Origin of the sequence: Celerinatantimonas sediminis, from assembly GCF_046054195.1 — a bacterium.
Taxonomy (GTDB): domain Bacteria; phylum Pseudomonadota; class Gammaproteobacteria; order Enterobacterales; family Celerinatantimonadaceae; genus Celerinatantimonas.
Genome location: NZ_JBEQCS010000005.1, coordinates 15,250 through 39,194 on the forward strand (window position 1 = coordinate 15,250; position 23,945 = coordinate 39,194).

Genomic DNA, 23,945 nt, shown 5'->3' on the forward strand with positions numbered 1-23,945 from the left:
CCTAGTTACAGGCTAATCACCTTGTTAAATCTATGAAAATTATTATTCTTGGGGCTGGCCAAGTCGGCGGCACCTTAGCTGAAAATTTAGTGGGCGAGAAGTCTGATATTACCGTGGTCGATACGGATAATGAACGGCTACGGGATCTACAGGACAAATTTGATCTGCGAGTCGTACAAGGTTACGGCTCAGATCCAGATGTATTGCGCGAAGCCGGTGCCCATGATGCCGATATGCTGGTTGCTGTCACCAACAGTGATGAAACCAACATGATTGCGTGTCAGATTGCCTATACGCTCTTTAATACCCCCAACAAAGTGGCTCGAATTCGCTCCCAGGCCATTTTAGCGGAGCAGGAAAAACTGTTCCGCCCTGAAGCCATTCCATTGGATCACCTCATTGCTCCGGAACAATTAGTCACTGACTATATCAGTCGCCTTATTGATTATCCTGGTGCGTTGCAAGTGATGAACTTTGCCAACGGTCAGGTCGGGTTAGTTGCTGTAAAAGCCTATTATGGTGGGCCATTGGTAGGCAATGCCTTATCAGTTTTACGCGATCATATCCCTAATACCGAAACGCGAGTTGCAGCTATTTTTCGCCGGGATCACGCCATTCGTCCGCAAGGGACTACGGTTATCGAAGCTGATGATGAGGTCTTTTTCGTTGCGCCAAGTATGCACATTCGTTCTGTCATGAGTGAGCTGCAGCGCCTTGAAGAACCCTATCGGCGAATTATGATTGTCGGCGGTGGTAACATTGGTGCGGCTTTAGCACAACGGCTTGAAAATCAGTACAGCGTCAAGCTGATTGAACAGACGCTCGAGCGGGCCGAATACCTCTCTGAAATGTTAAACAACACCATTGTGTTTTGTGGTGATGCATCCGATCAAGAGCTGTTAAGCGAAGAGCATATTGAGCAGGTGGATGTCTTTATCGCCGTCACCAATGACGATGAAGCGAACATTATGTCAGCGATGCTGGCGAAAAAACTCGGCGCGAAAAAAGCGATGGTGCTGATTCAGCGCTCCGCCTATGTTGATTTGGTCCAAGGCGGCGTCATTGATGTGGCAATATCGCCACAACAAGCCACCTTATCGGCTCTGTTAACCCATGTGCGCAAAGGCGATATCGTCAACGTTTATTCCCTTCGTCGAGGCGCGGCAGAGGCGATTGAAGCCATTGCCCATGGTGACGAACACACCTCAAAAGTGGTGGGCCGAACCGTTGGAGAACTTAGTTTGCCAACAGGCACAACCATTGGGGCAGTTGTTCGCGGCGAAGAGGTGATCATCGCCCATGACGACACCCGGATTGAACAAAATGACCATGTGGTGATGTTCTTAGTCGATAAGAAATACATTCCGGACGTTGAAAAGCTCTTCCAACCGAGCCCGTTCTTCCTGTGATCCTCCCGGTTAAGCTACGCCCTATCATCTTCGTCAATGGATTAGTGCTGTCTAAACTGGCCCTGTTTATGTACATCCCGGCTGCTGTTGCCTTTTTCACCAACACGCCGGGCGTTGTGAACTTCATTCAGGCAATTGTGATTACTCATCTGTTTTCATTTTTACTATTGCGCTTAGGAAAGATGACGCAATCGAGAATGAAAGCACGCGAGATGTTCCTTCTGACCAGTTCGGTGTGGGTGATTTGCTGCGCTTTTGGCGCGCTACCCATCATGTTTTTGGGCCACACCAGTTACACCGATGCCTATTTTGAAACCATGTCAGGGCTGACGACAACCGGTTCAACTATTTTATCTGGCTTAGATAAGTTGCCTCCGGCACTGCTTTTGTGGCGCTCATTATTACAATGGCTAGGCGGCATTGGATTTATTGTATTAGCCGTGGCGATTCTGCCGTTTCTAAATGTCGGCGGGATGCGGCTGTTCCAAACCGAATCTTCTGATTGGTCGGAAAAAAGTGCCCCACGCACGAAATATGTCGCGGGTAATATTCTCGCGGTGTACAGCATTTTAAGTATTTTATGCGCCATCGGCTATCGCTTGTCTGGAATGAGCTGGTTTGATGCCATCAACCACTCCATGACCACGTTATCCACGGGGGGATATTCCACCTCCGATCAATCGATGGCGCACTTTAGTAAAATCGCTCACTGGAACGGTATTCTATTTATGTTCTTGGGCGGCTTACCGTTTTTACTTTTTGTCCAAGCACTTCGACAAAAACGGCTCAGTCAGTTAACTCATGACGCCCAAGTACGCGGTTTCTTGCTCATTATCGTCATCATCGGCGCTATTATGAGTCTTTGGCTGTGGCAGCATTCCGCTTTGCATTTTACCGATGCGCTGCGTATCAGCCTGTTTAATATCTTATCTATTATTACCACAACCGGTTACGGCCTGACGGACTTTAGCCAGTGGGGACATTTCACCACCACACTATTCATCTTTTTGATGTTAGTTGGAGCCTGCTCTGGCTCAACGGCTGGAGGGCTGAAAATCTTCCGTCTGCAGATAGCTGGAACGCTCTTTCACAAGCAAATTCGCCAACTATTGTATCCACGAGGAATTTTCCCACAACGTTATAATGACCGCCCAGTCTCGGATGAAATTATCCGCTCGATGGTGGCATTCACTGTCGCTTATATTTTAACAATCATTGTTCTATCCGCTGCATTAAGCTTTTTAGGCAGTGGCCCAATCACAGCCATCAGCGGCGCGATTACAGCCGTCGCCAACGTTGGACCAGGTATTGGCTCAGTGATTGGCCCAAGCAGCAACTTTGCTTCGTTATCAGATATGGCTAAGTGGTTACTAAGTTTAGGAATGTTGATGGGGCGGCTCGAAATTCTAACGGTTGCAGTTTTGTTCTTCCCCGCTTACTGGCGAGATATTTAATTTATACTCCTTAACTAAAACTATTAATGTGTGATTCTAGACTATGCAAACAACACAAAAGATAAATGTTCTAAATGTCAAACGAAACCTAGACAAAATGTACTCAGGGGCAACTCGAGTTGTTTTTGATATTCTGAATACTCTTGAAGGAGATAAATTTAATAATAATCTATTTTCTTTAAATATTGACAAAAAATATGCTAATAAAAATCACTTAAATTTCAAAATATGTCGAAAAAAATTATTTGGCAATAGTTTCAGCAAACGTGTTCACTTTGATAACAAGGCATCTGATTTTATAAACAAGGGCAATTTTGATTTAGTTATTGGGCATGGGGATAACCTTTATCAAGATATATTATACTTACACAATTGTGTACATCTAGCCCATGAGCTTATTCATAATGAACCTCTACCTGAAGATAATCAGTTAAATCTATTTCATACTAAGTTATTAAATAGCAGAAATTTTAAGCGGATTATCGCTAATTCAAATTTAATGAAATCTGATCTAATAGCTAGGTTTAACATATCTGAAGATATAATAGATGTGATATATCCATCATTTAACCCAAATACATTCTATGTTCAAAATGCAACATCCATTAAAAATAATAAAAATATTTTAGGCATCAAAGAAAATGAGATAGTTATTGGTTTTGTAACTTCAGGAGACTTCCAAAAACGAGGGTTAGACAACTTCATCAAGATAATAGAAGATCTACCTGATTCCATTATCAAAAATGTTAAAATTTTAATTGTGGGAAAAGGAGATTTACCTGAAATAAAAAAATAAAGAAGTCAATGAAAAATTAGTAAAGCTTCCAATTACAAATAAGATTGAAGATATCTATAATATTATTGATATATTTTTATATCCAGCTCGAATAGAAGAATTTGGATTAGTAGTCAGTGAAGCTATGGCTTGTGGATGCGCTATCATAACAACTGAACATGTAGGTGCAAACGAACTATTTACCGGATTATCTAAAGAGTGTATTTGTAATAGTAACCAAATGATGCGAGAAAAGATTGAACAGTTAGTTACAGATGCACCTTTAAGAAAAGAAATATCCATTACAAATGCTTTAGATGTTCAAAAAACCTCTTTAGAAAACTTCTCAAGTCTTTTTTTAAAGACATTATCTAAAATTGATATTGAGTAATTTCAATGTCGATTTATGAACAAACTAATAGACTAGGTTTGTCATTACAGTATTATTCGATAACAATGTGATTTAGATACTCATAAAAAATAACCCGATGTTCAAACATCGGGTTATTTAATAGCAAGCCAGTAAACCTCAATACTCGGCGGCTGATTAATGAGAGCTATAAGCGATGACGGCGATCGCCGCAAAAACAATAATCGCCAAAATACCGCAAAGCATGCGCTGCCGATTGTTTTTAGCTCGTTTAATCGCAACCGTTCCCAAACCGATATAAACAATCAATAAAACAAGTTTGGCGGTCAACCAAGCTTCTACAAATGGATATTCTTCAATCAGAACGCATAACCAAATGCCACTGACTAACAAAATCGTATCGATAATATGCGGTAAAATCTTCACTGCTTTGTTTTGCAGTACCGCAGAAGAGCGCAGCGCCAGCTGCCAGCGCCAAACGAAACCAACGATACTCACAATCGCGCTGGCAATATGAATGTTAACTAAACTATGAAAAGTACTCATCATCAATATTTAAGATCTCATAAACTTCTTCTGGTTCTTTGATGATATCGGCTAGGGTATAGCGGTCAAGTTCGTTGTAAAACAAATGTATGGCTTTACTTAGAATAGATTTCATTCGGCACTGGTGACTCAAACAGCAATGTGGTGCGCTGCAGTTCATCAGTGAGTGATGCGGTTCAACATCACGAATGAGTGTTCCGATATAAATGTCTGTTGCCGGGCGAGCCAACTTAACGCCGCCATTTTTCCCTCGCTGAGTGTGCAAATAACCCAGCTGTCCCAAACGATGTACAACTTTTACCACATGGTTACGAGACAATTCATATTTATCAGCAATTTCAGTGATCGTCGTCAGCTGATCAGGTGATCGCGTCGACACTAAAATTAGTGAGCGAATACAGTAATCAGTAAAAAGTGTAAGTTGCATCGAGGCTCCCCCAGTTCATTTGGCTATCCTAGGCGTGAACATTCACAACCTTGTGCCACACTTTCCAGTACTCAATGAAAATACCAGAACCAATTTGACGAAGTCTGAATCTGCATCAATTTTAAATCGCTATTTTCAAGACATCTTTAGCGAACCGTGATTTGAGCAGCAGTAAAAGTGATAGTTTTGTTAATTGATTGAAAATGCTTTGTATCGCTTTCGCAAGACGCAGTAAAAGCAAAGGAACTCTTATCATCTGAAATCATTTTAAAACATCCCTAGTATTGATTTATCAGATTAAGGACCCATTTAAACAGTATTGAGATAACAACGAGTCGTTTATTTGGCAGCCGCAGCAGAGCCAGATACAATGGCCCAACTTTAGAGCTGATTCACGAAAGAAGTAACGCAAAGATCTTAACTATGAAAGAACAACCTTTATACCGCATCCAGTTTATTAGTAACGGCAAACAGTACGAACTGTATGCTAAACAGGTCGGCCAGGGCAATCTGTTCGGATTTGTCGAAATTCGTGATTTTGTATTCAATACCAACTCAAGCGTGGTCGTCGACCCGAGCGAAGAAAAGCTCAAATCAGAATTCGCCGATGTCGAATGCTCGTTTATTCCGATGCATAACGTCTTACGCATCGATCAGGTGAATAAACCAGGAACGGTGAAATTAACCGATGCCAGCGATAAAGTCAGACCATTCCCAGGCCCAATTTATACGCGCAAACCAGAGTAGGCCTGATGATTGACTGGCAAAAGCTCATCCTACTATTTGGTCATCAACAAAAGCTTTGCTTCTGGCTCGATGAAATTATTCAACACAGTGATGAAGAGCTGGCGTTACTTGACAGAGCACGTAGCCAAAGCGAGCTCAAGACACAGGTTAGCGCCATTTTTAGCGGCATTGCCAGCTTGGTAAGCTTTAAGCCACTTGAAATAGCTTGCCAAAAATTGGCAAATGCCGAAGTTATGGACGCTGTCATCGTCGATGAAATTACCAATCAATATCAGCAACTACTTGCACTAATCAAGCAATATCAGCATGATAACCAATAATTGCAACAACATGCTCCAGCCCTTTTAAGCTATCATTCGCTAAGGATTTTTTGGCGAAGGGAATATTGCCAATGTCATTATTTAGCGCACTGAACGCTAGTTTACATATCATTGCGATTATTTTGTTATCCGGTTCTTTGTGCTCGGAAAATTTTCTATTTCGCAAAGGCATGACGTCTGCCGATGTGCGTAAATTACTCATTGCCGATTTAGTCCATGCCGGAGCACTTTTATTAATTCTAATTTCGGGTGTAATTTTCTTGCATAGTTTAGATAAAGACACCTGCCAAGCACTTGTCCATAACCGCTTTTTTATTGCTAAAATTACCTTATTTATTGTGATATTAATCAGCTCGTTTTATCCATCGCTAACGTTTCATCGCTGGCGGCGCGCCGCACGAGCCAAGCGCCCTTCGCTGATTAGTTATTCACAGCGGCGTTGGGTCAGTTATTGCATTCATTTTGAGTTAACAGCCCTGATTATTATTCCAATATTACTGGAGTTAGCAAAAGCGGAGATATCCTAATGAAAGCCATCGAGCTACCTGCTCCATTTGCGCATTATGACTGGCTTGATGGTGTAAATCAGCGCAAAGTCTTTTACTGTTACACCCCGTTAACCCATGCTCGCCACGTTCTGCTCATCTGCGTTGGCCGACGTGAAACCGGATTAAAATACGCCCAGCTGGCGCAACATTTTGTCAATAGTGGTTGGGCAGTGGTGGCAATTGACCATCGCGGACAAGGCTTTTCTGAACGCTTATGTGATGACCCAGAATTAGGCCACGTTGAAGATTTCTCATTTTATATCGACGATGTTAAACGCCTATTTGAGCAATTAAATCTTGACCAATTTTCACACCGCGCACTACTGGGGCACTCTCTTGGCGGGGCTATCGGAACACTTTATCTAAACCAATTTCCGCAAGATTTTCATCGAGCTCTGTTACTAAGTCCTATGTTTGGCATTATCACCGAGCCGGTACCACTGTGGCAGGCGAAGATATGGGTCATGCGGCTATGTCGCAAAGACAAGCGCCTTGGCATCCCCTCTTATGCGCCAGGCCAACGAGGCTACGAAGCAACGCCTTTTAGTGAAAACCTGCTGACCCAAGACCATAGTCATTACCAACAGCAACTTGAGCAATTTGAGTATTATCCAGCACTAAAACTGGGCGGGCCAAGTAACTGCTGGATAGCTGAATGCTTCAAAGCGATGAGAGCCATTGCTCACTTAAAGGCTCTGCCGATACCCGTTAAAATTATCGCCGCAGAACTTGATCACATCGTTGATAATCGCTCACAGCTGAAATTTATCAAGCGTCAGAAAAACCTCGGAGCAAAAATTAGTTATCACCTACAAACAGGTGCGTTTCATGAGCTGCTTCAAGAGCAAGAACCCATTTGCCAAGAGGTCATAGAACAAATCGAGCAGTTCTTCGGCCTTCTACAAATCGCTGGGTAAAAAACAGGTGATCACAGCTAATATAGCTTGATCATTTTTGACGTTTTATGATGATTATGTCTGAGTCGTTTGTGACCCTTTTCTACTTAGCTTTATTCTTCACAGTACTCTTTTGTATCAATATTTGACCAAATTATCCTAATGCTTAAACATGTGTTCAATTAAATATGGCGTGTCCACTTCCCCATTAAAAAGACAGTTCTAAAGTAGAGTTTTCCAGTTGTTTTCGGTGAGCCGCCGGTGGCAGATAACCAAGACTTTCATGCGTCTCGTTCTTCGTTGTAATCCTGTTGTCACACCCATGCCATTTCTCTTATTTGCCAAACGATTCAAATAAATAGGCATCTAGAAATCCTGAATGAAATGAGCTATTAAATCGTTCGATAAAACCGTTTTGTTGAGGTTCACTCAAACAACCCTCCGTTCTTTGAACGGTACCATATAGACAGGACACAAAACCAAGCGACTTTCCATACCTGTAGTTATCCATGATTTTCTAATTTGGAAAATCCGCTGGCTCATTTCTGTCCAAAACTGAGCTAGATATTGCTCAATGTTTGCTATCAATTCACCAAATCTGGTAGTCGTAAAGAATCTCAAAAATGATCAAACTTTATGGTCCGACGACACTTTAGTGGTTAGTTTTGCACTAATCTGAGAGGGATTTAGGTAAGGCGAACGTTATGCCCTGTTTGCTTAACTCAAAGCGACTCAAGTTGCACCGTGTCCAAAATATGTTTAATTTGAACAAAATTAAACCGCCAAAGCTTAACAGTCCCTGATACCATAATGAAAAATATAACGAAGGATAGTGACCGATGTACCGACTGATAGCCTCTGATTTGGATGGCACGTTATTAAACCGCAACCACCAAATCTCTACGCATACTGCTGATATTCTCACGCGCATTCAACAGCACCAAGTGCATATTCTTATCGCAACAGGCCGCCACTATCGCGATGTCCATCGAATCGCCAAAGATTTTCCGTTTCCCATGTATTTAATCACCTCTAACGGTGCGCGTGTGCACACCTCAGAAGGTGAAAAAATCATGCAGCGAGATGTACCGCCAACCGCGGTGGATGACATTTTACGTCTGACCGAGGGATGCACTTTTTATCGTAACCTCTACCACGATGACAACTGGTTTGTCGAAGCGGATAACGAGCGGGTATTAAGTTATACCAACGTTTCAGGCTTTAGCTATACCCGCACCGATTTTGCCAAAGTGACCCGCACAGGCATAAGTAAAATGCTCTTTATTGGCGACCCTGATGAGCTCAATGTGCTTGAGCGCGTTCTGGTCGAGCGTTACGGCACAAATTTAAATATCACTTTCTCACTGCCAACTTGTTTAGAAGTCATGGGCCAAGATGTTAACAAAGGCACCGCTTTGCAAAATGTCTTAGAGCGGCTCAGTTTGACCTCGGATGATGTCATCGCCTTTGGCGATGGTTTAAATGACAAAGAGATGTTAGAGATGGCCAAAACGGGTGTCATCATGGCCAATGCTGACCGCCGTCTTAAATCGCAACTGCCGGATAATCCGCAAACAATTGATAACGACCACGATGGCGTCGCTGATTATCTCAGCCAAGCATTTGCCGAGCAGTTAGCTCAATAACAAGGTTTCAATACGCTCAATGATTGATGAAATTGCCGAGAATATTCGCCAGGTTCGCCAGCGCTCGCCGCTGGTTGTGAATCTCACCAATGATGTGGTCATGAACATTAGTGCCAATATGCTACTGGCTTGCGGGGCTTCACCAATCATGGCTCACAGCCGTCACGAGCTTGTCGAGCTTATCCAAGTTGCGCAGGCTGTTGTAATTAACATCGGCACACTGGATGAGCTACGCGTCAAGCGCATGCTCGTTGCAATTGAAGCGGCGAACCGATTTGACAAGCTCATTGTGCTCGATCCGGTAGGATGTGGCGCCAGTCGTTATCGCACCCAAACCGCACAGCAATTTGCTCAATTAGCGAAGCACTTGGTCATTCGTGCCAATGCTTCAGAAATCTTAGCGCTAGCTGGCTTACCTCGTCATGGACAAGGGGTCGATAGCCATGATGACAGCCGCGAAGCTCTCAAAGCCTGTGCAACATTGCGCCAGCAGTTGACCGACAAAGCGCTGCTGGAGATATCCATCTCAGGTGCGGATGACTGGATAGACTGTGGTTTTAATCGCTATAAGCTGAGCAATGGCGTGCCGTTGATGACGCAAATCACTGGCACCGGCTGTAGTTTGAGTGCACTTACTGGCGCCTTTCGCGCCGTTCATCCCGCCGGTTGTATTAGCGCTGCGGCAGTGATGAGTATCGCCGGAGAACTCGCGGCTAAATACTCCAAAGGGCCTGCGTCACTGCAGCAACACTTAATCGATGAGCTTTATCAGATGGATGAAGAAACGCTCAAAGCCAACCTAAATATTCAGCACTTTAAAGCTCCGGCATTATAGAAAACTTGCAGCACTAAATGCGCTGATTTTCTTTATTAAAGAGATGCCGCAGTGATTGAGCAAAATCGACGAACAGCGATTGCTCGGGCTGATACTGCTGATGTCCATTTAAACGCAGCACCACTTCATGATCGCTATTGGCAAGCGTTGTATAAACCAGCGTATCAGCGCCCAATGGCTCAATTAATTTGACCACCAGCTCAAGACCTGAATAGGGTTTTGCCAATTCAATATCTTCTGGGCGAATGCCTAATTGCAACATGCCAAACTGATTCCAATAGCGCTCAGCCAAAGCTAATTGCTGACCGCCGGGCAGTGTCATAATCCCTTTTTCAACTTTCCCAGGAATAATATTCATCGCAGGAGAGCCAATAAATGTCGCGACAAACACACTTTTCGGATTCTGATAGACTTCAATCGGCGTGCCGACCTGCTCAACATGGCCGGCATCGAGCACCACCAGCCGGTCGGCTAGCGTCATCGCTTCAACTTGGTCATGAGTGACATAAACCGAGGTGGTATTAAAGCGTCGTTGCAATCGCCGAATTTCCAAACGCATGTGCACACGCAGCTTCGCATCTAAGTTCGACAACGGCTCATCAAAGAGGAACACTTTAGGCTGGCGGACAATCGCTCGGCCCATTGCAACGCGCTGCCGCTGGCCGCCCGAGAGCTCACGCGGAGTGCGCTCCAAAAGTGGTTCAAGCTCCAATAATTGGGCTGCCTCAACAACTTTTTGCTTAATTTGAGCCTTCGGGACTTTTCGATTTTTCAGCCCATAAGCCATGTTATTAAACACGCTCATATGTGGGTAAAGCGCATAATTTTGAAACACCATGGCGATATCGCGCGCGCCAGGTTCAACCTCGTTAACCCGAGTCGCATCGATGCGCAAATCTCCGCTACTAATTGTTTCTAACCCGGCTAACATTCTTAGCAAGGTTGATTTTCCGCAGCCACTGGGGCCGACGAGCACCACCATCTCACCGTCAGCAATATCCAGATTAATCCCTTTAATAGCCTGATAACCGTTCGGATAGGTTTTGGTTAAATGATTTAAACTAACTGTTGCCATGAACTTATTTCTCCGACTCGACAAGGCCTTTCACAAAAAAGCGCTGCATTACAATAATGACAATCACTGGCGGCAGCATCGCCAAAACGGTCGTCGCCATCACCTGATTCCACATCACCTCGCCCTCTGGCACGGCAAGCAAATGCTTTATCGCAACCACAATCGTGGTGTATTGGGCATCGGTGGTGATCATTAATGGCCATAAATACTGATTCCAGCCATAGATAAAGGTGATAACAAACAGCGCGGCAATGTTGGTGCGCGAGAGCGGCAATAAAATATCCCAGAAGAATTTAAGCGGCCCCGCGCCATCGATTCGAGCCGCTTCAACCAGCTCATTCGGAATGGTTAAGAAAAACTGCCGAAATAAGAACGTTGCGGTCGCGCTGGCGATCATTGGGATAATCAGCCCTTGATAAGAGTTGAGCATATGAAGATCAGCAATCACCTGAAAGGTCGGCATAATGCGCACTTCAACAGGCAGCATCAATGTCATAAAGATGGCCCAAAAAGCGACCATTCGGCCAGGAAAACGAAAAAACACCACCGCATAAGCAGATAAAATCGAGATAGCGATTTTGCCAAAGGTAATTCCCAACGCCATGAGCGCTGAGTTATAGAGCATGTGAGCAACACTGACCCCGCCAGTAGCGGCGCTGCCATTAAACAGCATAGCAAAGACTTTAAGCCCCTCTTTACCAAACCACAGCGGAGTCACCCCAGACATAAACGTGTGGTTATCATGGGTTGCTATCACCAATGCTATCCAGACGGGAAATGCAACCACCACAACGCCAATAATTAGGCTCAAATGGCCGAAAAAGCTCGCTAGAGGTTTGCGCTCAACCATTAGTACGCCACCTTTTTCTCAACATATTTAAATTGCAAAACCGTTAAACCGGCGACCAACAGCATTAACACTACTGATTGTGCAGCTGATGAACCTAAATCAAGGCCCACATAACCATCAGAAAAAACTTTATAAACCAGCGTATTGGTAGCGCTACCCGGTCCACCTTGCGTCATCGCGTCAATCACACCAAACGTATCAAAGAAGGCATAAACCAGATTCATGACTAATAAAAAAAAGCTGGTTGGCGATAATAGTGGGAAGACAATATTCCAGAATCGGCGCACGGGACCTGCGCCATCAATTGCCGCAGCTTCAATCAACGAGCGCGGAATAGATTGCAAACCAGCTAAAAAGAATAAAAAGTTATAACTGACCTGTTTCCAGGTCGCGGCGATGACCACCATCCACATGGCATCGCTTTCATGTATATGAGGATTCCAGTCGATTCCAACTTCGTTGAGCAGATGACCAATAATGCCGACATGTGGTTTGAGCAAAAACAACCACATCACTCCAGCAACAACCGGGGCAATGGCATATGGCCAAATTAAAAGCGTTTGATACCAATACTTACCTTTCATGATTTTATCGGCCTGGCAGGCCAAATACAGCGCGATGGCAAGTGCTAACAAAGCCACTAAAAAGCTAAATTCAAGCGTGGTAAAAATCGACTGATAATAGTGCGTATCGTGAAATAAATTACTAAAATTTTTCCAGCCCACAAAGACAGTTGAGACGCCAAAAGCATCTTGCATCTGCGTTGATTGGTACATTGCCTGCACCGCCGGCCAGATAAAAAATATAGCGGTAACCAGCAACTGCGGAGTTAATAACAGCGCCGGTAAAAACCAACCTTTAAAATAAACTTTATTATTGACCATAATTAAACCGCAAAGCCCGCCATCACGACGGGCCTTCATTAATCACCTATCATTACCCATTCATCTGGTGAAATTGCGCCAGCAGTTTATTGCCACGTTTCACCGCGCTATCTAGCGCCTGTTTCGCGGTTTTCTTACCTGACCAGACATTTTCCAGCTCGCTGTTGATCACATCACGGATCTGCGGGAAATTACCCAAACGCAAGCCTTTGGAGTTCACAGTTGGCTTAACAGAGCTCATCTGTCGCACCGCAACATCCGTCCCCGGATGACTCTGATAAAAACCCTGTTCTTTGGTTAATTGATAAGCCGCTTTGGTAATGGGCAGATAACCGGTGAACTGATGCCAGTCAGCCTGAACTTTGGCACTTGATAGATAATGGAAGAATTCAGCGACCCCTTTATAAGTTGCGTCTGATTTACCACGCAAGACCCATAAAGAAGCACCACCGATGATGGTGTTTTGTGGCCGTTGAATCAGTGATTTGTTGTAAGGCAGTGGCGATACGCCAAATTTCCCGCCTTTAATGTTATCTTTTACGCCCGCATAGCTTGCGGATGAACCGGTATACATCGCACACTGGCCACTATAAAACAGCTGGGCTGAGTCGGACTGGCGACCACCGTAGGTAAAGGTGCCGTTTTTAGTCCATTTTGCCAGAGTCGATATATGTTGAATAAAAGGCTTGGTGTTAAACAGAAGTTTGACATTAGTTCCCGCAAAGCCGTCTTCTTCGCTGGCAAATGGTAAGTTATGCCGAGCCGCAAAGTTTTCTAGCTGAACCCAAGATTGCCACCCCGTAGTAAAGCCGCATTTAACACCTGCTTCACGTAATTTTTCAGCAACGGCAGGCATCTGTTCCCAGGTTTTTGGTGGATTTTTAATCCCAGCTTTGTCAAACAATGTTTTGTTGTAATAAAGCACTGGCGTTGAGCTATTAAATGGCAGTGACAGCATATGGTTATCGCTGTCGGTATAATAACCGGTGATCGCAGCCAAATAGGCATCTGGGTTAAATGGCTCTTGGGTGTCATGCATCAGTTGATAAACGGGATAAATCGCTTTTTTTGCCGCCATCATGGTCGCGGTACCCACCTCGTAGACCTGAACAATGGCAGGTTGCTTGTGCGCCCGAAACGCCGCGATAGCAGAGGTCATCGTATCCGAGTAGCTGCCTTTATAAACGGGTTTAATCACATATTCATTCTGACTTTTATTAAAATCAGCAGCGATTTCATCGACTTTTTTACCTAAACTGCCCCCCATAGCATGCCACCACTGGATCTCAGTTGCGGCTTGCGCCTGCATTGCCAGCAAGGAGCAAGCGACGCATAGTCCCCATTTAGCCAATTTCATAACCCATTCACTCCAATCCAATAATTGTTTGTCAAACAAAAACAAAATGTGCCAATTATGTTTAAACTAAAGGACTGAAGTGACAGTTATATGACGTTAACATTGCGCAAATATGTCATTGAACACAATCGGGCAAATTGTCACTGAATTGACATACTCATCACCTAAATGAAGAGCACCAAAGGGCGAAGATTGAATGACAGCAAAATCATTGATATGCCCTCTTTTCCAAATAAATAACAGGATTTGGTTAAATTTAAGATAAATAGCCGCTAAACCAGCTCAACACAGCCAGTAAATAGTTAGAAAACTCCCCGCACAAATCAAAGATATTTAATAAATACAAAATATTACAAATTAATAAGTCAGATAATAATAAAAAACAGAGCAAATATTTAATTTACCCCTCATTATCGTTAGAATTATCAACTTGCATTTAAATTGGATTTCCCTGCCAAACTCAAGGATCTTTTATGAAACAGCAAGTGGTTCTATCACTGCTTACCACTGCAGTACTGTTGCCTCTTAGCATGCTCTCGGCAAGCGCCGCACAGCTTATTCACGGCCCCCTATCATTACCTGACGATCACCAGGGGCAATTAGCTTTTTATCAAACCGAGCAAGGAATTGAAGCCCACATCAATGGACTCAAGGGCCGCAAAATCGCAACATACGGTAATAAGAGCAAAGTTGTAGCGGTGTTTTATCAAGATCTCGATGGCGACGAGCGCGACGAAGTCCTCGTGATGCTCAACACGCCAAAAGGCAAAGCACTTTATAGCTACGGCTGGCGCACGGGTTACTGGCAGGCCATTACCAATATTCAGCCACAATTGAATCAATTAGTGGCTCAAGCTAAATCATTCACCGTTGCGACGCTTCGCCAACAACTAACGCATCTTCCGCTTGCCCAATACCTCATCGATTATGACAGCCGTACGATTAAAGATGAGATGATAAAAAAATTGGTCGAAAACAAACTATCTAAAACGCCGGTTTTTAGCGGCTATCTGAATAAAAACGGCAAAAAGACTCGCTCCAGCGAACAAGCAGAAAGTTATACGCTCAGCTATCCAGTTTGGCTCACGAAAGCCAAAAAGTATCAGCTAACCGCCCACTTTGATCGCAGCGATTATGCAACTGCAAACAACGAGCAGCCGAGCTTTATGATAGACAGGGTCGGCTATCAAGACAAAGATGGCAACCGCAGTGGCTCCCAATATGATTATGCACTGGGTTCACCATCTTTTGCCGCCATTGTGCAAGTAGCCCATTATAAAAATAATCAGCTCGATGGTAACTATCAGACATTTTCACCGCGCCAAGGCATCTTGCTTGATAGCGGTCAATATGTGAACGGCCAACAGCAGGGCCAATGGCAAGAAGCTAATGGCCAAGATGGTTATTGGAAAGGGCAATATCAGCATGGTAAGCGCCAAGGTAAATGGCAGTTATTTGCAGCCGATGATTCAGTTCAGCTCTTAGGTTTTGCCAACTACAAAGATGGCATACTAGATGGTGACTACGAACGGCGCAGAATCGATTATCAAGCCGAGCATTCAAATAGTGATACCAAACCGACCATCATGCTAAGCAAAGGACGTTATCAACAAGGTAAAAAGATAGGCGATTGGCTCGAGCAAGAAAATGCAAACCAACTTAAAAGCCACTATTTAAATGGGCTAAAAGATGGTCTGCAACAGACTTTTTCCCAAGATGGCACACTCATTCGCAAAGCGCTTTATAAAGATGGCTACCAGCAAGGAGCAAGCCGTTATTACTACCCAAATGGCAACCTCAAAGCAGTTCAAACCTATCAGCATGGCAAGCTTAATGGCGCCGCTTATCGCTATTACAATACCGACGAGGAACATCGCCAATTGCAGCAAATTACCCATTACAAAGCGCGCCAATCAGGCAATAAATGGGAAACGTTTAAAAATGGCATGCGTATTTCGTTTAATAAAGATGGCTCTTTGTACAAAGTCGAGCATTTTACTTATAACTACAAAACAGACAGACAAATTCTCTTTGATAGAGATGGCAATTTAAAACGCATTGAAAGTTTTCAAATTAACCGCTACCGCACCGACTCTGAAAATCAGGGAGAAACGCTTTGGTTTTCGGCAAAAACAGGCAAACTTACAGCCAAACGCAACTATGAAAAAGGTGCGCCTGTGGGTGATTCATTTGATTTCAACGAAGCTGGCGCAATTGAACAACACCGCCACTATTGCGATTTAAACACCGATGAAGGCTGCAAACCTGGGCATCTGTTTGGCGATAACCAAGAATTTTTCCCCAACGGGGTGAAAAAATGTCAGAAGCATTTTGATAACACAGCGTTAGTAAGTTATCTGTGTCAAAACCAGCTCGCTCAGAAAGTAAAATCTCGCGATGTGATGCTCGATGGCCGTCTGGCAGATCGAATCTATCAAAATGGCCAACTCTATCGCGAAACCTATCTCATCGCGATGCGCACTAAAAAGGTCGCGGGAAAAACAGTGCCCGATTACGCCCATGTTAAAAAAGATGGGGTCGAAACCGTTTATTATCAGGGCTCGACACAAAGCCACTATGAAATTTTGTACAAAAAAGGCAAACGTATCTGCTTTAAAGAATTTAATCGCGATGGTCAACAAAGTGAGAAAACCAAAGCATGTCAGTTTTAGGTAAATGAATTTTAAGCTAGATAAGTGCAGGCGTATCATGTTCATGCAAACTCAGTCGTGTCACTGAATTGACATATTTCTCGCCTAATCTTGAGCGGCTTAGTGACAATATTACCGCGATTGGAGGTCTTAAATGCGATTAGCAGGACACCGGGGACTGGCATCACTTGCCCCGGAAAATACACTCTCTGGCGCTCGTCTGGCAGCGTTAAACCACATTGGCTGGGTTGAATTTGACGTTCAACTCAGCGCAGATCATGTGCCGGTCATCATTCATGATGAAACGGTAAAACGTTGCAGTAATGGCGCGCAGCAAGTGCGCCAATTAAGCTGGCAGCAGTTGCAAGAGCTGGATTTTGGCAGTTGGTTTGACGCTAAATTTAAAGATGAAAAAATCCCATCACTTACGCAGCTGCTCAGCGCCTGTCAAACATATAATTTAAGCCTGAATCTTGAGCTCAAACTCTACCCGCAAGATGATATTCAAACGCTCTGTGAGATTGTTGCAAAAACCATCGTATTCCAGCACTTTGCGCCAGATCGACTCATTTTTTCAAGCTTTGAGCATGAAGCTCTAGTGCACTTAAAACGCCTTTTACCAAATATTCGCCGAGGCCATCTCTGGGATGATATTCCAGCCAATTGGGCTCAGCAGTTATCTCAAATCGATGCTTTTAGCGTCCACTGCAATTATAAAAAATTAGACAAAGCCACCGCTCAGGCAATTAAACAAGCCGGATATGAGCTATACACCTATACGCCTAACGACCCTAGACAAGTGGATGAGCAGTGGGATTGGGGTGTTGATATGGTCATTAGCGACAAAGCTCAGCTTTACGCTAATACAACTAAACGTTAGCGACGCACTTTAAACGCTAACAGCTGGGTGATTTCGGAATCATTAAAATTGTTATCTGAAATCACCACCAGCGACTGCGAGCCATCTTTAAGCGTCGGGCCAAAACTGATGCCCTCAATATTATCAAGTCGCACTGGCAATGAGTTAAGGTCTAATAACAACTTTTTGTGCACCGCTTTATCATCTTTTGACAGTGCAGCTTTGTTCTCATCAACCGTTGGCGCATGAGTTAAATCAACCTGATAAATACGAATGTAATCATGATAAACACCCTTATCATTTTCAATCCCAGAGCGCTCTAGCACCAGCAGGTGATGGTTATCAATGGCGAGTATTTCTGAAACACCATTATCAGCATTTTTCCCTTTGCCAGGTGCTGCAGGCCACGGGTCCACTCGATAAATAGAGCTTTTTTCCAGCTTATTGTCATGATTGTATTCAAAGAGCCGAATGCGGGCACCATGGTGGGTATTAGGAAGAGGGTCATCTTGCAAAAGCGGCGCCTCGACCGAGATAAAATAGTGCTGACCATCTGGGGTGAAGCTGCTGCCTTCAAGGGCTAAATTATCGCGAAAACCACGATTTTTTTGCAGCTTAATAACATTGGCAATCGCGATATCTGCAACATAATCGCCATTGAGCTTCGCTTGGCGAATAAACGGGTTTAACCCGATTTTGCGATCGCCTTCGCTGGTGTAACGAATCGCCTTTTTATCGGGCGTTAATCGAATGGATTCTAAATCGGGCACCGCGCCTTTGCCCTTTAACATAAACGTCGCCACATTCGGATAGAGCGAACCATCCATTTGTTTCAAGTTAATTTGCTGCGTAATGTGCATCTCGCCGACCTTATTATCGGTCACACTCATCGATGCCCAATAGGCTCGCGCCGGGCCTTTCACCGCTCTATCATCGCTAACCATTAACCAGCGATGATGCTGATTGTCATAGTCGATTCCAGATAAGCCTCCAACTGGCACATGATCAAACTCGGTGGAATTAGCTAAGATGCTCTGGCCGATATAAACGAGCTGTTTAATGGGATAACTATCAGACGCGGCAGATGCTGCCATCGCTATATGACTTGCTGTGAGCAAACAACCAGAAAACAACGCCGCCAGCACTCTTTTTTGCATAACCACCTCTAGAGTATCCATCTGCAGGTAAGTTAATTCCTGCAGATGGCAACTTAATGACATAAAAGATAATATTTAACACGCATTAAGTTGTGATGCAGCAAAAAGCTCAGACAAGATTCACTTAAAGATCGCTAGGACCAACTTCTATTACCAACTTACCGAAATTACGTCCCTGTAGCAGCGCTTTGAGCATATTCGGTGCATTTTCAAAACCTTCAACTCGCTGTTCTTTATAATGGATTTGCCCTTGCGCTAACCACTTGTTCATCTGCTCGCGAAACTCACCAAAATGCTCGCCATAATCGTTAAAGATAATAAATCCCTGCATTCTGGCGCGTTTTTTCAAAAGCGTTCCCGCCAATAATGGCAAACGATCCGGTCCATCGGGCAGTTCAGTTGCGTTATATTGCGATACCAAACCACACACAGGAATTCGTGCCGAGGTATTTAATAGCGGCAACACCGCATCAAAAACCTTCCCACCGACATTCTCAAAATAGATATCAATGCCATCCGGACACGCCTTGGCCAGTTGCTCGGCAAAATCATCCTGATGGTGATCAAGACAAACATCAAAGCCCAAATTCTCTGTCACATGGGCGCATTTTTCCTGGCCACCAGCAACACCAACGACACGGCAACCTTTTAACTTACCAATCTGTCCCACGGTGCCACCGACAGGACCACTGGCAGCGGCCACTACGAGCGTTTCACCAGCTTTGGGTTGACCGATATCCGTAAGCCCCATGTAGGCTGTAAAGCCAGGCATTCCCGCCACTCCAAGGGCATAAGAGAGCTGTTTAGGTTCGCGCCCAAGAGCAACAATTCCTGTGCCATCACTGATGCTGTAGTCTTGCCAACCGTTATAACTCAATACCCAATCACCAATTGCAAAATCAGGATGCAGAGATTGCACCACACGGCTGACCGTGCCACCGACCATAACCTGGCCTAGTTCAACAGGTTCAGCATAAGATTCGGCATCACTCATCCGGCCACGCATATATGGGTCTAAAGACAAATACACAGTGCGTAACAACACCTGCCCTTGGGCAATCGAGGGGATGGGCTGTTCCACCCATTTGAAATTATCTTGGCTTGGTTCACCATGTGGCCTTGAGGCAAGTAACCACTGACGATTTATATCACTACGTTGGCTCATTAGAGACTCCCGCTGAATCGATAAGATTTTAGACCAATCGTCTAGACTTTTAACATTGTAGCTAGCTTGAGCGGTTATCTTCAACGACCATTTCGTAAATCTAAAGCATCCATTGGTTATGGTTGAAAAACGCCAATCTGTTTTTTAAATACTCAGCACCATCTTTAAAAGGGTTGTGCAATTACTAATTGATTGGTTTGTATTGAGATTATTTACAGTCTCTATTGCGCTACATCATATTATTATCGAGCGCAGGCACTACTTATGCTTACCCATCACCTGCTAAATGCAATAAGAGCAAAGTAGGTTCTAATGGTAAAATCATGGATAATAGAGCCTTGTCGCTGATGTTTTATCATTCGTCTTTTCAGCGCCACAAAGACACTCAAGGTGAGCTATGAATAAGTTAGTTGAACGCTTTTTAAGTTATGTTGCCATCGAGACTCAATCTGACAACGAATCCTCACAATGTCCCAGCACCGCAGGACAATTAGTTTTAGGCCAGCAATTAAAAGATGAGCTTGTTGCCATGGGGCTCGCTGATGTTTCACTGGATGAAAATGGCTATCTGATGGCGCGCCTGCCTGGCAATACCAATGGGGTCCCAACCATCGGTTTTATCTCTCATATGGATACCGCACTTGATGAAACAGCCCACAATGTCAAAGCACAAATCGTTGAAAACTATCCTGGCGGCGACATTACTCTGGGGCAAAGTGGTGAGAAGTTAAGCCCAACCCAATATCCATTTTTAAATGGCTTAATCGGCCACGACCTTATTACCACAGATGGCACAACCCTATTAGGTGCCGATGACAAAGCCGGCATTGCCGAAATTTTTACCGCGCTGGCTTATTTAATTGAACACCCAGAAATTCCACATGGTGATATCTGTGTTGGTATCACCCCAGATGAAGAGATTGGTCGGGGCGCCGATAAATTTGATGTGAAAAAATTTGGTGCCCAGTGGGCTTACACCATCGATGGTGGCAAAGTCGGTGAGCTGGAGTATGAAAACTTTAACGCCTCCAGCGCCACAGTCATTTGCCATGGTGTCAGCGTTCATCCGGGAACGGCCAAAGACACGCTGGTCAACGCAATGAACATTGCCGCTCAATTCCAACTGATGATGCCACAAGATGAAACGCCAGAAGCCACCGAAGGCCGTGAAGGATTTTATCATCTCACCACCATCAAACCTGGGATTGCTCGTACGCAGCTGCACTATATTTTGCGTGACTTTGAAAAAGACGGCATGGCTCGGCGCAAAGCGTTTATAAAAAGCCAAGTTGAGGCATTAAATGCACGCTTAAGCAAAGGACATGTGGAAGTTGAAATAACCGATAGCTACGCCAATATGGCTGAGCAAATAGCCCCGCACCCGCATATCATCGAGATAGCCAAACAAGCGATGCACGAAGCAGGCGTTGAGCCAATCATCACCCCGATTCGTGGTGGCACAGATGGCGCGCGCTTATCCTATATGGGACTGCCGTGCCCGAACATATTCACTGGGGGCTATAATTTCCACGGCATCCATGAATGTATCAGTATTAACTCGATGCAAAAAGCTGTTGATGTGATAGTAAAAATTGTGCAATTGACGGCCCAATCAGCCAAATAGCGAAATTAAATCGGGCTATTTTTTACCCGCTTTACTGGGCAACACGGCGCAATCGGCATATTCTAACAAGAGGTCACTCTAGTTGGTTTAAGGAGAAAAGATGGCTGTTTTCTTGTTAGCATTTGCGCTGTTTTTAATTATCTCTTTGCTGCTATCGCTTGGTGTGCTCGCCCACCGCAAGCCCATCCAAGGCAGCTGCGGGGGATTATCCAGCATTGGGATTGATAGAGTTTGCGATTGCGAAACACCCTGTGAAGAACATGCAAAACTTTATCAAATTGAAGAGCCAGAACAGGCAAAAGAGATTCAATCGAACCAATAATCAAACGATTGGCGGCATGTTAGCTAGCCAATCTATTCTTGCTTGCTCGCAGCCTGACAATAATTAATACAGCGGTTCATCCATTTAATAATCCCTTCTTCGCGGATGATAGCGCTTTCAAGCAAAATAAAATCACCAAAGCGGTCACTTTGATAATCAGGTACGTCTTGGCCTTCATACTGTTTAAAGGTAGTCTTTAGCGTGGTAAGGCGTTTTACATGCTGGGCTTTTTGGTGTTCCAGCAGATGAATGCGCTCAGATAGCGGCAAGTTGTTACAAAAATACATTCGGACTCGAAACACATCTTTTGCCGTTCGAGCAATCGGCTCTTCAGTATCCAGCCAGTTTAAAAATTCCTCTTTTCCTTTTTCAGTCAGCTGATACTGTTTTTTCTCCAAGACATCACCACTGATTTCAATATCAAAAGTAACATCACCTTCGTCATGAAGCTTTTTCAGTTCGGTGTAGATCTGACTATGTTTAGCGTGCCAGAATTCGGCTAATTCATAGTCAAATTCCTTCCACAAATCATAGCCCGTCATCGGACGTCGGCTTAATAACCCCAAAATTGCATATTTAAGAACACGTGTAGCCATATCGATTCTGTCACAAATTTTTATTGAGAATATCACGCCTAAAAAGATACCAACAGTGAACATGATTTGAGACAAAGAATATGACAACTAAAACATGTCAACATTTACATATATTTGAAAAGCATAATTTCAATGAACAGTTTTATATTTAATTAAATTTTTGGGAGCAATATGGACTATTCAAAAAAACGCTGGCTGGTCTTACTCGCCTGCTGCTTTATCAATTTATGCATCGGCTCAATGTATGCCTGGAGCGTGTTTGCCGCGCCAATGGCGCATTACTTACAGCAGCTTAATGGCACTGCCATTAGCGCATCTGACTTAGCGATTGTATTTATTGTTTGTAACTCAGTTGGCCCAATTACGATGATCACCGGCGGCAAAATTAATGATGCCTTTGGCCCGAAAGTCGTAATTTTTGTTGGCGGACTGATGTTCGGTGGCGGCATGATTTTGTGCGGTTTTGCCACATCTGTATCGCAACTGGTCTGGGCATACGGACTGCTCACAGGCTTAGGTTTGGGAATGGTTTATGGCTCAACTATCAGCACCTCCATTAAATTCTTTCCCGATAAACGAGGCCTGGTTGGTGGATTAACAACCGCACTCTTTGGCATTAGTTCGGTGATTATTCCGCCGATTGCTTCAGCCATTACGGAAAACCTAGGCGTCATCGCTTCATTTAAAATTATTGGTCTGGCATTTTTACTGATTGTCTGTATTTGTGCACTGTTCATTACCAAATGCCCAGCTGATTTCAAACCCGCTGGCTGGCAGCCCCATAACATTCAATCAGCTCATCGTGGCGCAGATAAAAACTGGTTAGAGATGCTCAAATCCCCAGTATTTTATCTATTGATGATCCTCTTAACTTGCGGCGCGGTTGCTGGATTAATGTGTATCGCAATGGCGGCTCCTCTGGCCCAAAAACTGATTGGCATGAGCACGCTTGAAGCCACTGCAGCCGTTTCAACACTGGCGCTATTTAATGTGCTGGGCCGTGTGGTTGCAGGATTTTTATCTGACAAATTTGGCCGCGTGAATACTCTGGCAATGGCCTGCGTATTATCCATCATCGGTTTGTACCTTCTTTATGGAGCCGGCGTTGGTGATACCAAAGTCTTCTATATCAGCATCGCGATTATCGGCATCTGTTTTGGTGCATTCATGGGCGTCTTCCCAGGGCTGACCGCCGATCAATTTGGCGCAAAAAATAACAGCGTGAACTTCGGCATTATGTTCTGCGGCTTTGCTATCGCAGGCTATGTCGGACCAACCATCATGGGCCATGTTTATCACGCCACAGCAAGCTACAAAGGTGCTTTCTTAATTGGTATCGGCTTTTGCATCGTCGGCTTGCTCTCAACATTTGCTTATCGCGTTACCAACCGTAACGCGGTGACTCAATAGTTTTTTGTTAAAAATTTGGAAG

General features: G+C 44.2%; 24 protein-coding genes and 1 pseudogene. 15 read left to right on the forward strand and 10 right to left on the reverse strand.

Features of this window, described 5'->3' with window-relative positions:
• Positions 1 to 32: 32 nt before the first annotated feature.
• From trkA to ABTQ23_RS07495, 4 genes are read left to right on the forward strand one after another with little or no spacing between them, the layout of a single operon-like run.
• Complete coding sequence (gene trkA, locus ABTQ23_RS07480; RefSeq protein WP_408615063.1) at positions 33 to 1,409, forward strand: Trk system potassium transporter TrkA; 1,377 nt, start codon at positions 33 to 35, stop codon at positions 1,407 to 1,409.
• Positions 1,409 to 2,863, forward strand: coding sequence for a TrkH family potassium uptake protein (locus tag ABTQ23_RS07485; protein WP_408615267.1), 1,455 nt, complete (start codon positions 1,409 to 1,411; stop codon positions 2,861 to 2,863). The genes trkA and ABTQ23_RS07485 overlap by 1 nt, the downstream gene beginning before the upstream one ends.
• Positions 2,864 to 2,906: 43 nt before the next feature.
• On the forward strand, positions 2,907 to 3,659 hold the full coding sequence (locus tag ABTQ23_RS07490; protein ID WP_408615064.1) for a glycosyltransferase: 753 nt from the start codon (positions 2,907 to 2,909) through the stop codon (positions 3,657 to 3,659).
• 43 nt (positions 3,660 to 3,702) lie between these two features.
• Positions 3,703 to 4,029 carry a glycosyltransferase gene (locus ABTQ23_RS07495; protein ID WP_408615268.1) on the forward strand — a complete coding sequence of 109 codons (327 nt, stop codon included), beginning with the start codon at positions 3,703 to 3,705 and terminating at the stop codon, positions 4,027 to 4,029.
• A gap of 156 nt (positions 4,030 to 4,185) precedes the next feature.
• Here the strand turns inward: ABTQ23_RS07495 and ABTQ23_RS07500 are convergent, their stop codons facing one another.
• Both ABTQ23_RS07500 and ABTQ23_RS07505 read right to left on the reverse strand, forming a co-directional pair.
• The gene (locus ABTQ23_RS07500; RefSeq protein ID WP_408615065.1) at positions 4,186 to 4,557 is read right to left on the reverse strand and encodes a SirB2 family protein; all 372 of its coding nucleotides are present in this window, start codon (positions 4,555 to 4,557) and stop codon (positions 4,186 to 4,188) included.
• Entirely contained in the window at positions 4,538 to 4,981 is a 444-nt protein-coding gene (locus ABTQ23_RS07505; RefSeq protein WP_408615066.1) for an Rrf2 family transcriptional regulator, read from the reverse strand. Before ABTQ23_RS07505 ends, ABTQ23_RS07500 begins: the two co-directional genes overlap by 20 nt.
• A gap of 423 nt (positions 4,982 to 5,404) precedes the next feature.
• Here ABTQ23_RS07505 and ABTQ23_RS07510 point away from each other — a divergent pair, with 423 nt between their 5' ends.
• The 4 genes from ABTQ23_RS07510 (at position 5,405) to ABTQ23_RS07525 (ending at position 7,513) form a co-directional block, all read left to right on the forward strand.
• The gene (locus ABTQ23_RS07510; protein WP_408615067.1) at positions 5,405 to 5,728 is read left to right on the forward strand and encodes a DUF1820 family protein; all 324 of its coding nucleotides are present in this window, start codon (positions 5,405 to 5,407) and stop codon (positions 5,726 to 5,728) included.
• A 5-nt stretch (positions 5,729 to 5,733) separates the two neighbouring features.
• On the forward strand, positions 5,734 to 6,048 hold the full coding sequence (locus ABTQ23_RS07515; protein ID WP_408615068.1) for a hypothetical protein: 315 nt from the start codon (positions 5,734 to 5,736) through the stop codon (positions 6,046 to 6,048).
• Between the two features lie 71 nt (positions 6,049 to 6,119).
• Positions 6,120 to 6,575, forward strand: coding sequence for a DUF2214 family protein (locus ABTQ23_RS07520; RefSeq protein ID WP_408615069.1), 456 nt, complete (start codon positions 6,120 to 6,122; stop codon positions 6,573 to 6,575).
• Positions 6,575 to 7,513, forward strand: coding sequence for an alpha/beta fold hydrolase (locus tag ABTQ23_RS07525; protein WP_408615071.1), 939 nt, complete (start codon positions 6,575 to 6,577; stop codon positions 7,511 to 7,513). Before ABTQ23_RS07520 ends, ABTQ23_RS07525 begins: the two co-directional genes overlap by 1 nt.
• Positions 7,514 to 7,700: 187 nt before the next feature.
• Here ABTQ23_RS07525 and ABTQ23_RS07530 read toward each other — a convergent pair.
• Positions 7,701 to 7,919: pseudogene (locus tag ABTQ23_RS07530) on the reverse strand (integrase core domain-containing protein); the annotation flags it as partial.
• A gap of 412 nt (positions 7,920 to 8,331) precedes the next feature.
• Here ABTQ23_RS07530 and ABTQ23_RS07535 point away from each other — a divergent pair.
• Positions 8,332 to 9,138 (forward strand): Cof-type HAD-IIB family hydrolase, encoded by an 807-nt coding sequence (locus ABTQ23_RS07535; protein WP_408615073.1) that lies wholly within the window; start codon positions 8,332 to 8,334, stop codon positions 9,136 to 9,138.
• Between the two features lie 19 nt (positions 9,139 to 9,157).
• Positions 9,158 to 9,973: a hydroxyethylthiazole kinase gene (gene thiM, locus ABTQ23_RS07540; RefSeq protein WP_408615075.1), complete on the forward strand. Its 816-nt coding sequence runs from the start codon at positions 9,158 to 9,160 to the stop codon at positions 9,971 to 9,973.
• A 13-nt stretch (positions 9,974 to 9,986) separates the two neighbouring features.
• Here thiM and ugpC read toward each other — a convergent pair whose 3' ends face one another.
• Genes ugpC through ugpB form a run of 4 tightly spaced genes read right to left on the reverse strand, consistent with a single transcriptional unit; the run spans position 9,987 to position 14,139 of the window.
• Entirely contained in the window at positions 9,987 to 11,048 is a 1,062-nt protein-coding gene (ugpC, locus tag ABTQ23_RS07545; protein WP_408615076.1) for a sn-glycerol-3-phosphate ABC transporter ATP-binding protein UgpC, read from the reverse strand.
• A 4-nt stretch (positions 11,049 to 11,052) separates the two neighbouring features.
• On the reverse strand, positions 11,053 to 11,898 hold the full coding sequence (gene ugpE, locus ABTQ23_RS07550) for a sn-glycerol-3-phosphate ABC transporter permease UgpE (RefSeq protein ID WP_408615077.1): 846 nt from the start codon (positions 11,896 to 11,898) through the stop codon (positions 11,053 to 11,055).
• Positions 11,898 to 12,782 (reverse strand): sn-glycerol-3-phosphate ABC transporter permease UgpA, encoded by an 885-nt coding sequence (gene ugpA, locus ABTQ23_RS07555; protein WP_408615269.1) that lies wholly within the window; start codon positions 12,780 to 12,782, stop codon positions 11,898 to 11,900. Before ugpA ends, ugpE begins: the two co-directional genes overlap by 1 nt.
• A 52-nt stretch (positions 12,783 to 12,834) precedes the next feature.
• Positions 12,835 to 14,139 (reverse strand): sn-glycerol-3-phosphate ABC transporter substrate-binding protein UgpB, encoded by a 1,305-nt coding sequence (gene ugpB, locus ABTQ23_RS07560; RefSeq protein WP_408615078.1) that lies wholly within the window; start codon positions 14,137 to 14,139, stop codon positions 12,835 to 12,837.
• A 473-nt stretch (positions 14,140 to 14,612) separates the two neighbouring features.
• Here ugpB and ABTQ23_RS07565 point away from each other — a divergent pair, with 473 nt between their 5' ends.
• Together ABTQ23_RS07565 and ABTQ23_RS07570 are read left to right on the forward strand one after the other, a co-directional pair.
• Entirely contained in the window at positions 14,613 to 16,811 is a 2,199-nt protein-coding gene (locus tag ABTQ23_RS07565; RefSeq protein ID WP_408615079.1) for a hypothetical protein, read from the forward strand.
• Positions 16,812 to 16,944: 133 nt separating this feature from the next.
• Entirely contained in the window at positions 16,945 to 17,670 is a 726-nt protein-coding gene (locus ABTQ23_RS07570) for a glycerophosphodiester phosphodiesterase family protein (protein WP_408615080.1), read from the forward strand.
• Here the strand turns inward: ABTQ23_RS07570 and ABTQ23_RS07575 are convergent.
• The gene (locus ABTQ23_RS07575; protein WP_408615081.1) at positions 17,667 to 18,806 is read right to left on the reverse strand and encodes an esterase-like activity of phytase family protein; all 1,140 of its coding nucleotides are present in this window, start codon (positions 18,804 to 18,806) and stop codon (positions 17,667 to 17,669) included. The genes ABTQ23_RS07570 and ABTQ23_RS07575 overlap by 4 nt on opposite strands.
• Positions 18,807 to 18,930: 124 nt before the next feature.
• Positions 18,931 to 19,971, reverse strand: a complete 1,041-nt coding sequence (gene curA / locus ABTQ23_RS07580) for an NADPH-dependent curcumin/dihydrocurcumin reductase (protein ID WP_408615082.1) — start codon at positions 19,969 to 19,971, stop codon at positions 18,931 to 18,933.
• Between the two features lie 397 nt (positions 19,972 to 20,368).
• Between curA and pepT the strand changes: the two genes are divergently transcribed.
• Together pepT and nqrM are read left to right on the forward strand one after the other, a co-directional pair.
• Complete coding sequence (pepT, locus tag ABTQ23_RS07585) at positions 20,369 to 21,595, forward strand: peptidase T (protein ID WP_408615083.1); 1,227 nt, start codon at positions 20,369 to 20,371, stop codon at positions 21,593 to 21,595.
• Between the two features lie 100 nt (positions 21,596 to 21,695).
• On the forward strand, positions 21,696 to 21,917 hold the full coding sequence (nqrM, locus tag ABTQ23_RS07590; RefSeq protein ID WP_408615084.1) for a (Na+)-NQR maturation NqrM: 222 nt from the start codon (positions 21,696 to 21,698) through the stop codon (positions 21,915 to 21,917).
• 32 nt (positions 21,918 to 21,949) lie between these two features.
• Here the strand turns inward: nqrM and ABTQ23_RS07595 are convergent, their stop codons facing one another.
• Entirely contained in the window at positions 21,950 to 22,513 is a 564-nt protein-coding gene (locus ABTQ23_RS07595; RefSeq protein ID WP_408615085.1) for a PadR family transcriptional regulator, read from the reverse strand.
• A gap of 171 nt (positions 22,514 to 22,684) precedes the next feature.
• On the opposite strand from ABTQ23_RS07595, the gene ABTQ23_RS07600 reads away from it, so the two are divergent.
• Entirely contained in the window at positions 22,685 to 23,923 is a 1,239-nt protein-coding gene (locus ABTQ23_RS07600; protein WP_408615086.1) for an L-lactate MFS transporter, read from the forward strand.
• The last annotated feature ends 22 nt before the right edge of the window (positions 23,924 to 23,945 follow it).

Coding starts and splice junctions, on each gene's coding strand:
- ABTQ23_RS07565 (WP_408615079.1), top strand. CDS start 14,613: ATGAAACAGCAAGTGGTTCTATCACTGCTTACCACTGCAGTACTGTTG.
- trkA (WP_408615063.1), top strand. CDS start 33: ATGAAAATTATTATTCTTGGGGCTGGCCAAGTCGGCGGCACCTTAGCT.
- ABTQ23_RS07520 (WP_408615069.1), top strand. CDS start 6,120: ATGTCATTATTTAGCGCACTGAACGCTAGTTTACATATCATTGCGATT.
- nqrM (WP_408615084.1), top strand. CDS start 21,696: ATGGCTGTTTTCTTGTTAGCATTTGCGCTGTTTTTAATTATCTCTTTG.
- pepT (WP_408615083.1), top strand. CDS start 20,369: ATGAATAAGTTAGTTGAACGCTTTTTAAGTTATGTTGCCATCGAGACT.
- ABTQ23_RS07575 (WP_408615081.1), bottom strand. CDS start 18,806: ATGCAAAAAAGAGTGCTGGCGGCGTTGTTTTCTGGTTGTTTGCTCACA.
- ugpC (WP_408615076.1), bottom strand. CDS start 11,048: ATGGCAACAGTTAGTTTAAATCATTTAACCAAAACCTATCCGAACGGT.
- curA (WP_408615082.1), bottom strand. CDS start 19,971: ATGAGCCAACGTAGTGATATAAATCGTCAGTGGTTACTTGCCTCAAGG.
- ABTQ23_RS07600 (WP_408615086.1), top strand. CDS start 22,685: ATGGACTATTCAAAAAAACGCTGGCTGGTCTTACTCGCCTGCTGCTTT.
- thiM (WP_408615075.1), top strand. CDS start 9,158: ATGATTGATGAAATTGCCGAGAATATTCGCCAGGTTCGCCAGCGCTCG.
- ABTQ23_RS07570 (WP_408615080.1), top strand. CDS start 16,945: ATGCGATTAGCAGGACACCGGGGACTGGCATCACTTGCCCCGGAAAAT.
- ABTQ23_RS07535 (WP_408615073.1), top strand. CDS start 8,332: ATGTACCGACTGATAGCCTCTGATTTGGATGGCACGTTATTAAACCGC.
- ABTQ23_RS07525 (WP_408615071.1), top strand. CDS start 6,575: ATGAAAGCCATCGAGCTACCTGCTCCATTTGCGCATTATGACTGGCTT.
- ABTQ23_RS07510 (WP_408615067.1), top strand. CDS start 5,405: ATGAAAGAACAACCTTTATACCGCATCCAGTTTATTAGTAACGGCAAA.
- ugpE (WP_408615077.1), bottom strand. CDS start 11,898: ATGGTTGAGCGCAAACCTCTAGCGAGCTTTTTCGGCCATTTGAGCCTA.
- ugpB (WP_408615078.1), bottom strand. CDS start 14,139: ATGAAATTGGCTAAATGGGGACTATGCGTCGCTTGCTCCTTGCTGGCA.
- ABTQ23_RS07515 (WP_408615068.1), top strand. CDS start 5,734: ATGATTGACTGGCAAAAGCTCATCCTACTATTTGGTCATCAACAAAAG.
- ugpA (WP_408615269.1), bottom strand. CDS start 12,782: ATGGTCAATAATAAAGTTTATTTTAAAGGTTGGTTTTTACCGGCGCTG.
- ABTQ23_RS07500 (WP_408615065.1), bottom strand. CDS start 4,557: ATGATGAGTACTTTTCATAGTTTAGTTAACATTCATATTGCCAGCGCG.
- ABTQ23_RS07490 (WP_408615064.1), top strand. CDS start 2,907: ATGCAAACAACACAAAAGATAAATGTTCTAAATGTCAAACGAAACCTA.
- ABTQ23_RS07505 (WP_408615066.1), bottom strand. CDS start 4,981: ATGCAACTTACACTTTTTACTGATTACTGTATTCGCTCACTAATTTTA.
- ABTQ23_RS07595 (WP_408615085.1), bottom strand. CDS start 22,513: ATGGCTACACGTGTTCTTAAATATGCAATTTTGGGGTTATTAAGCCGA.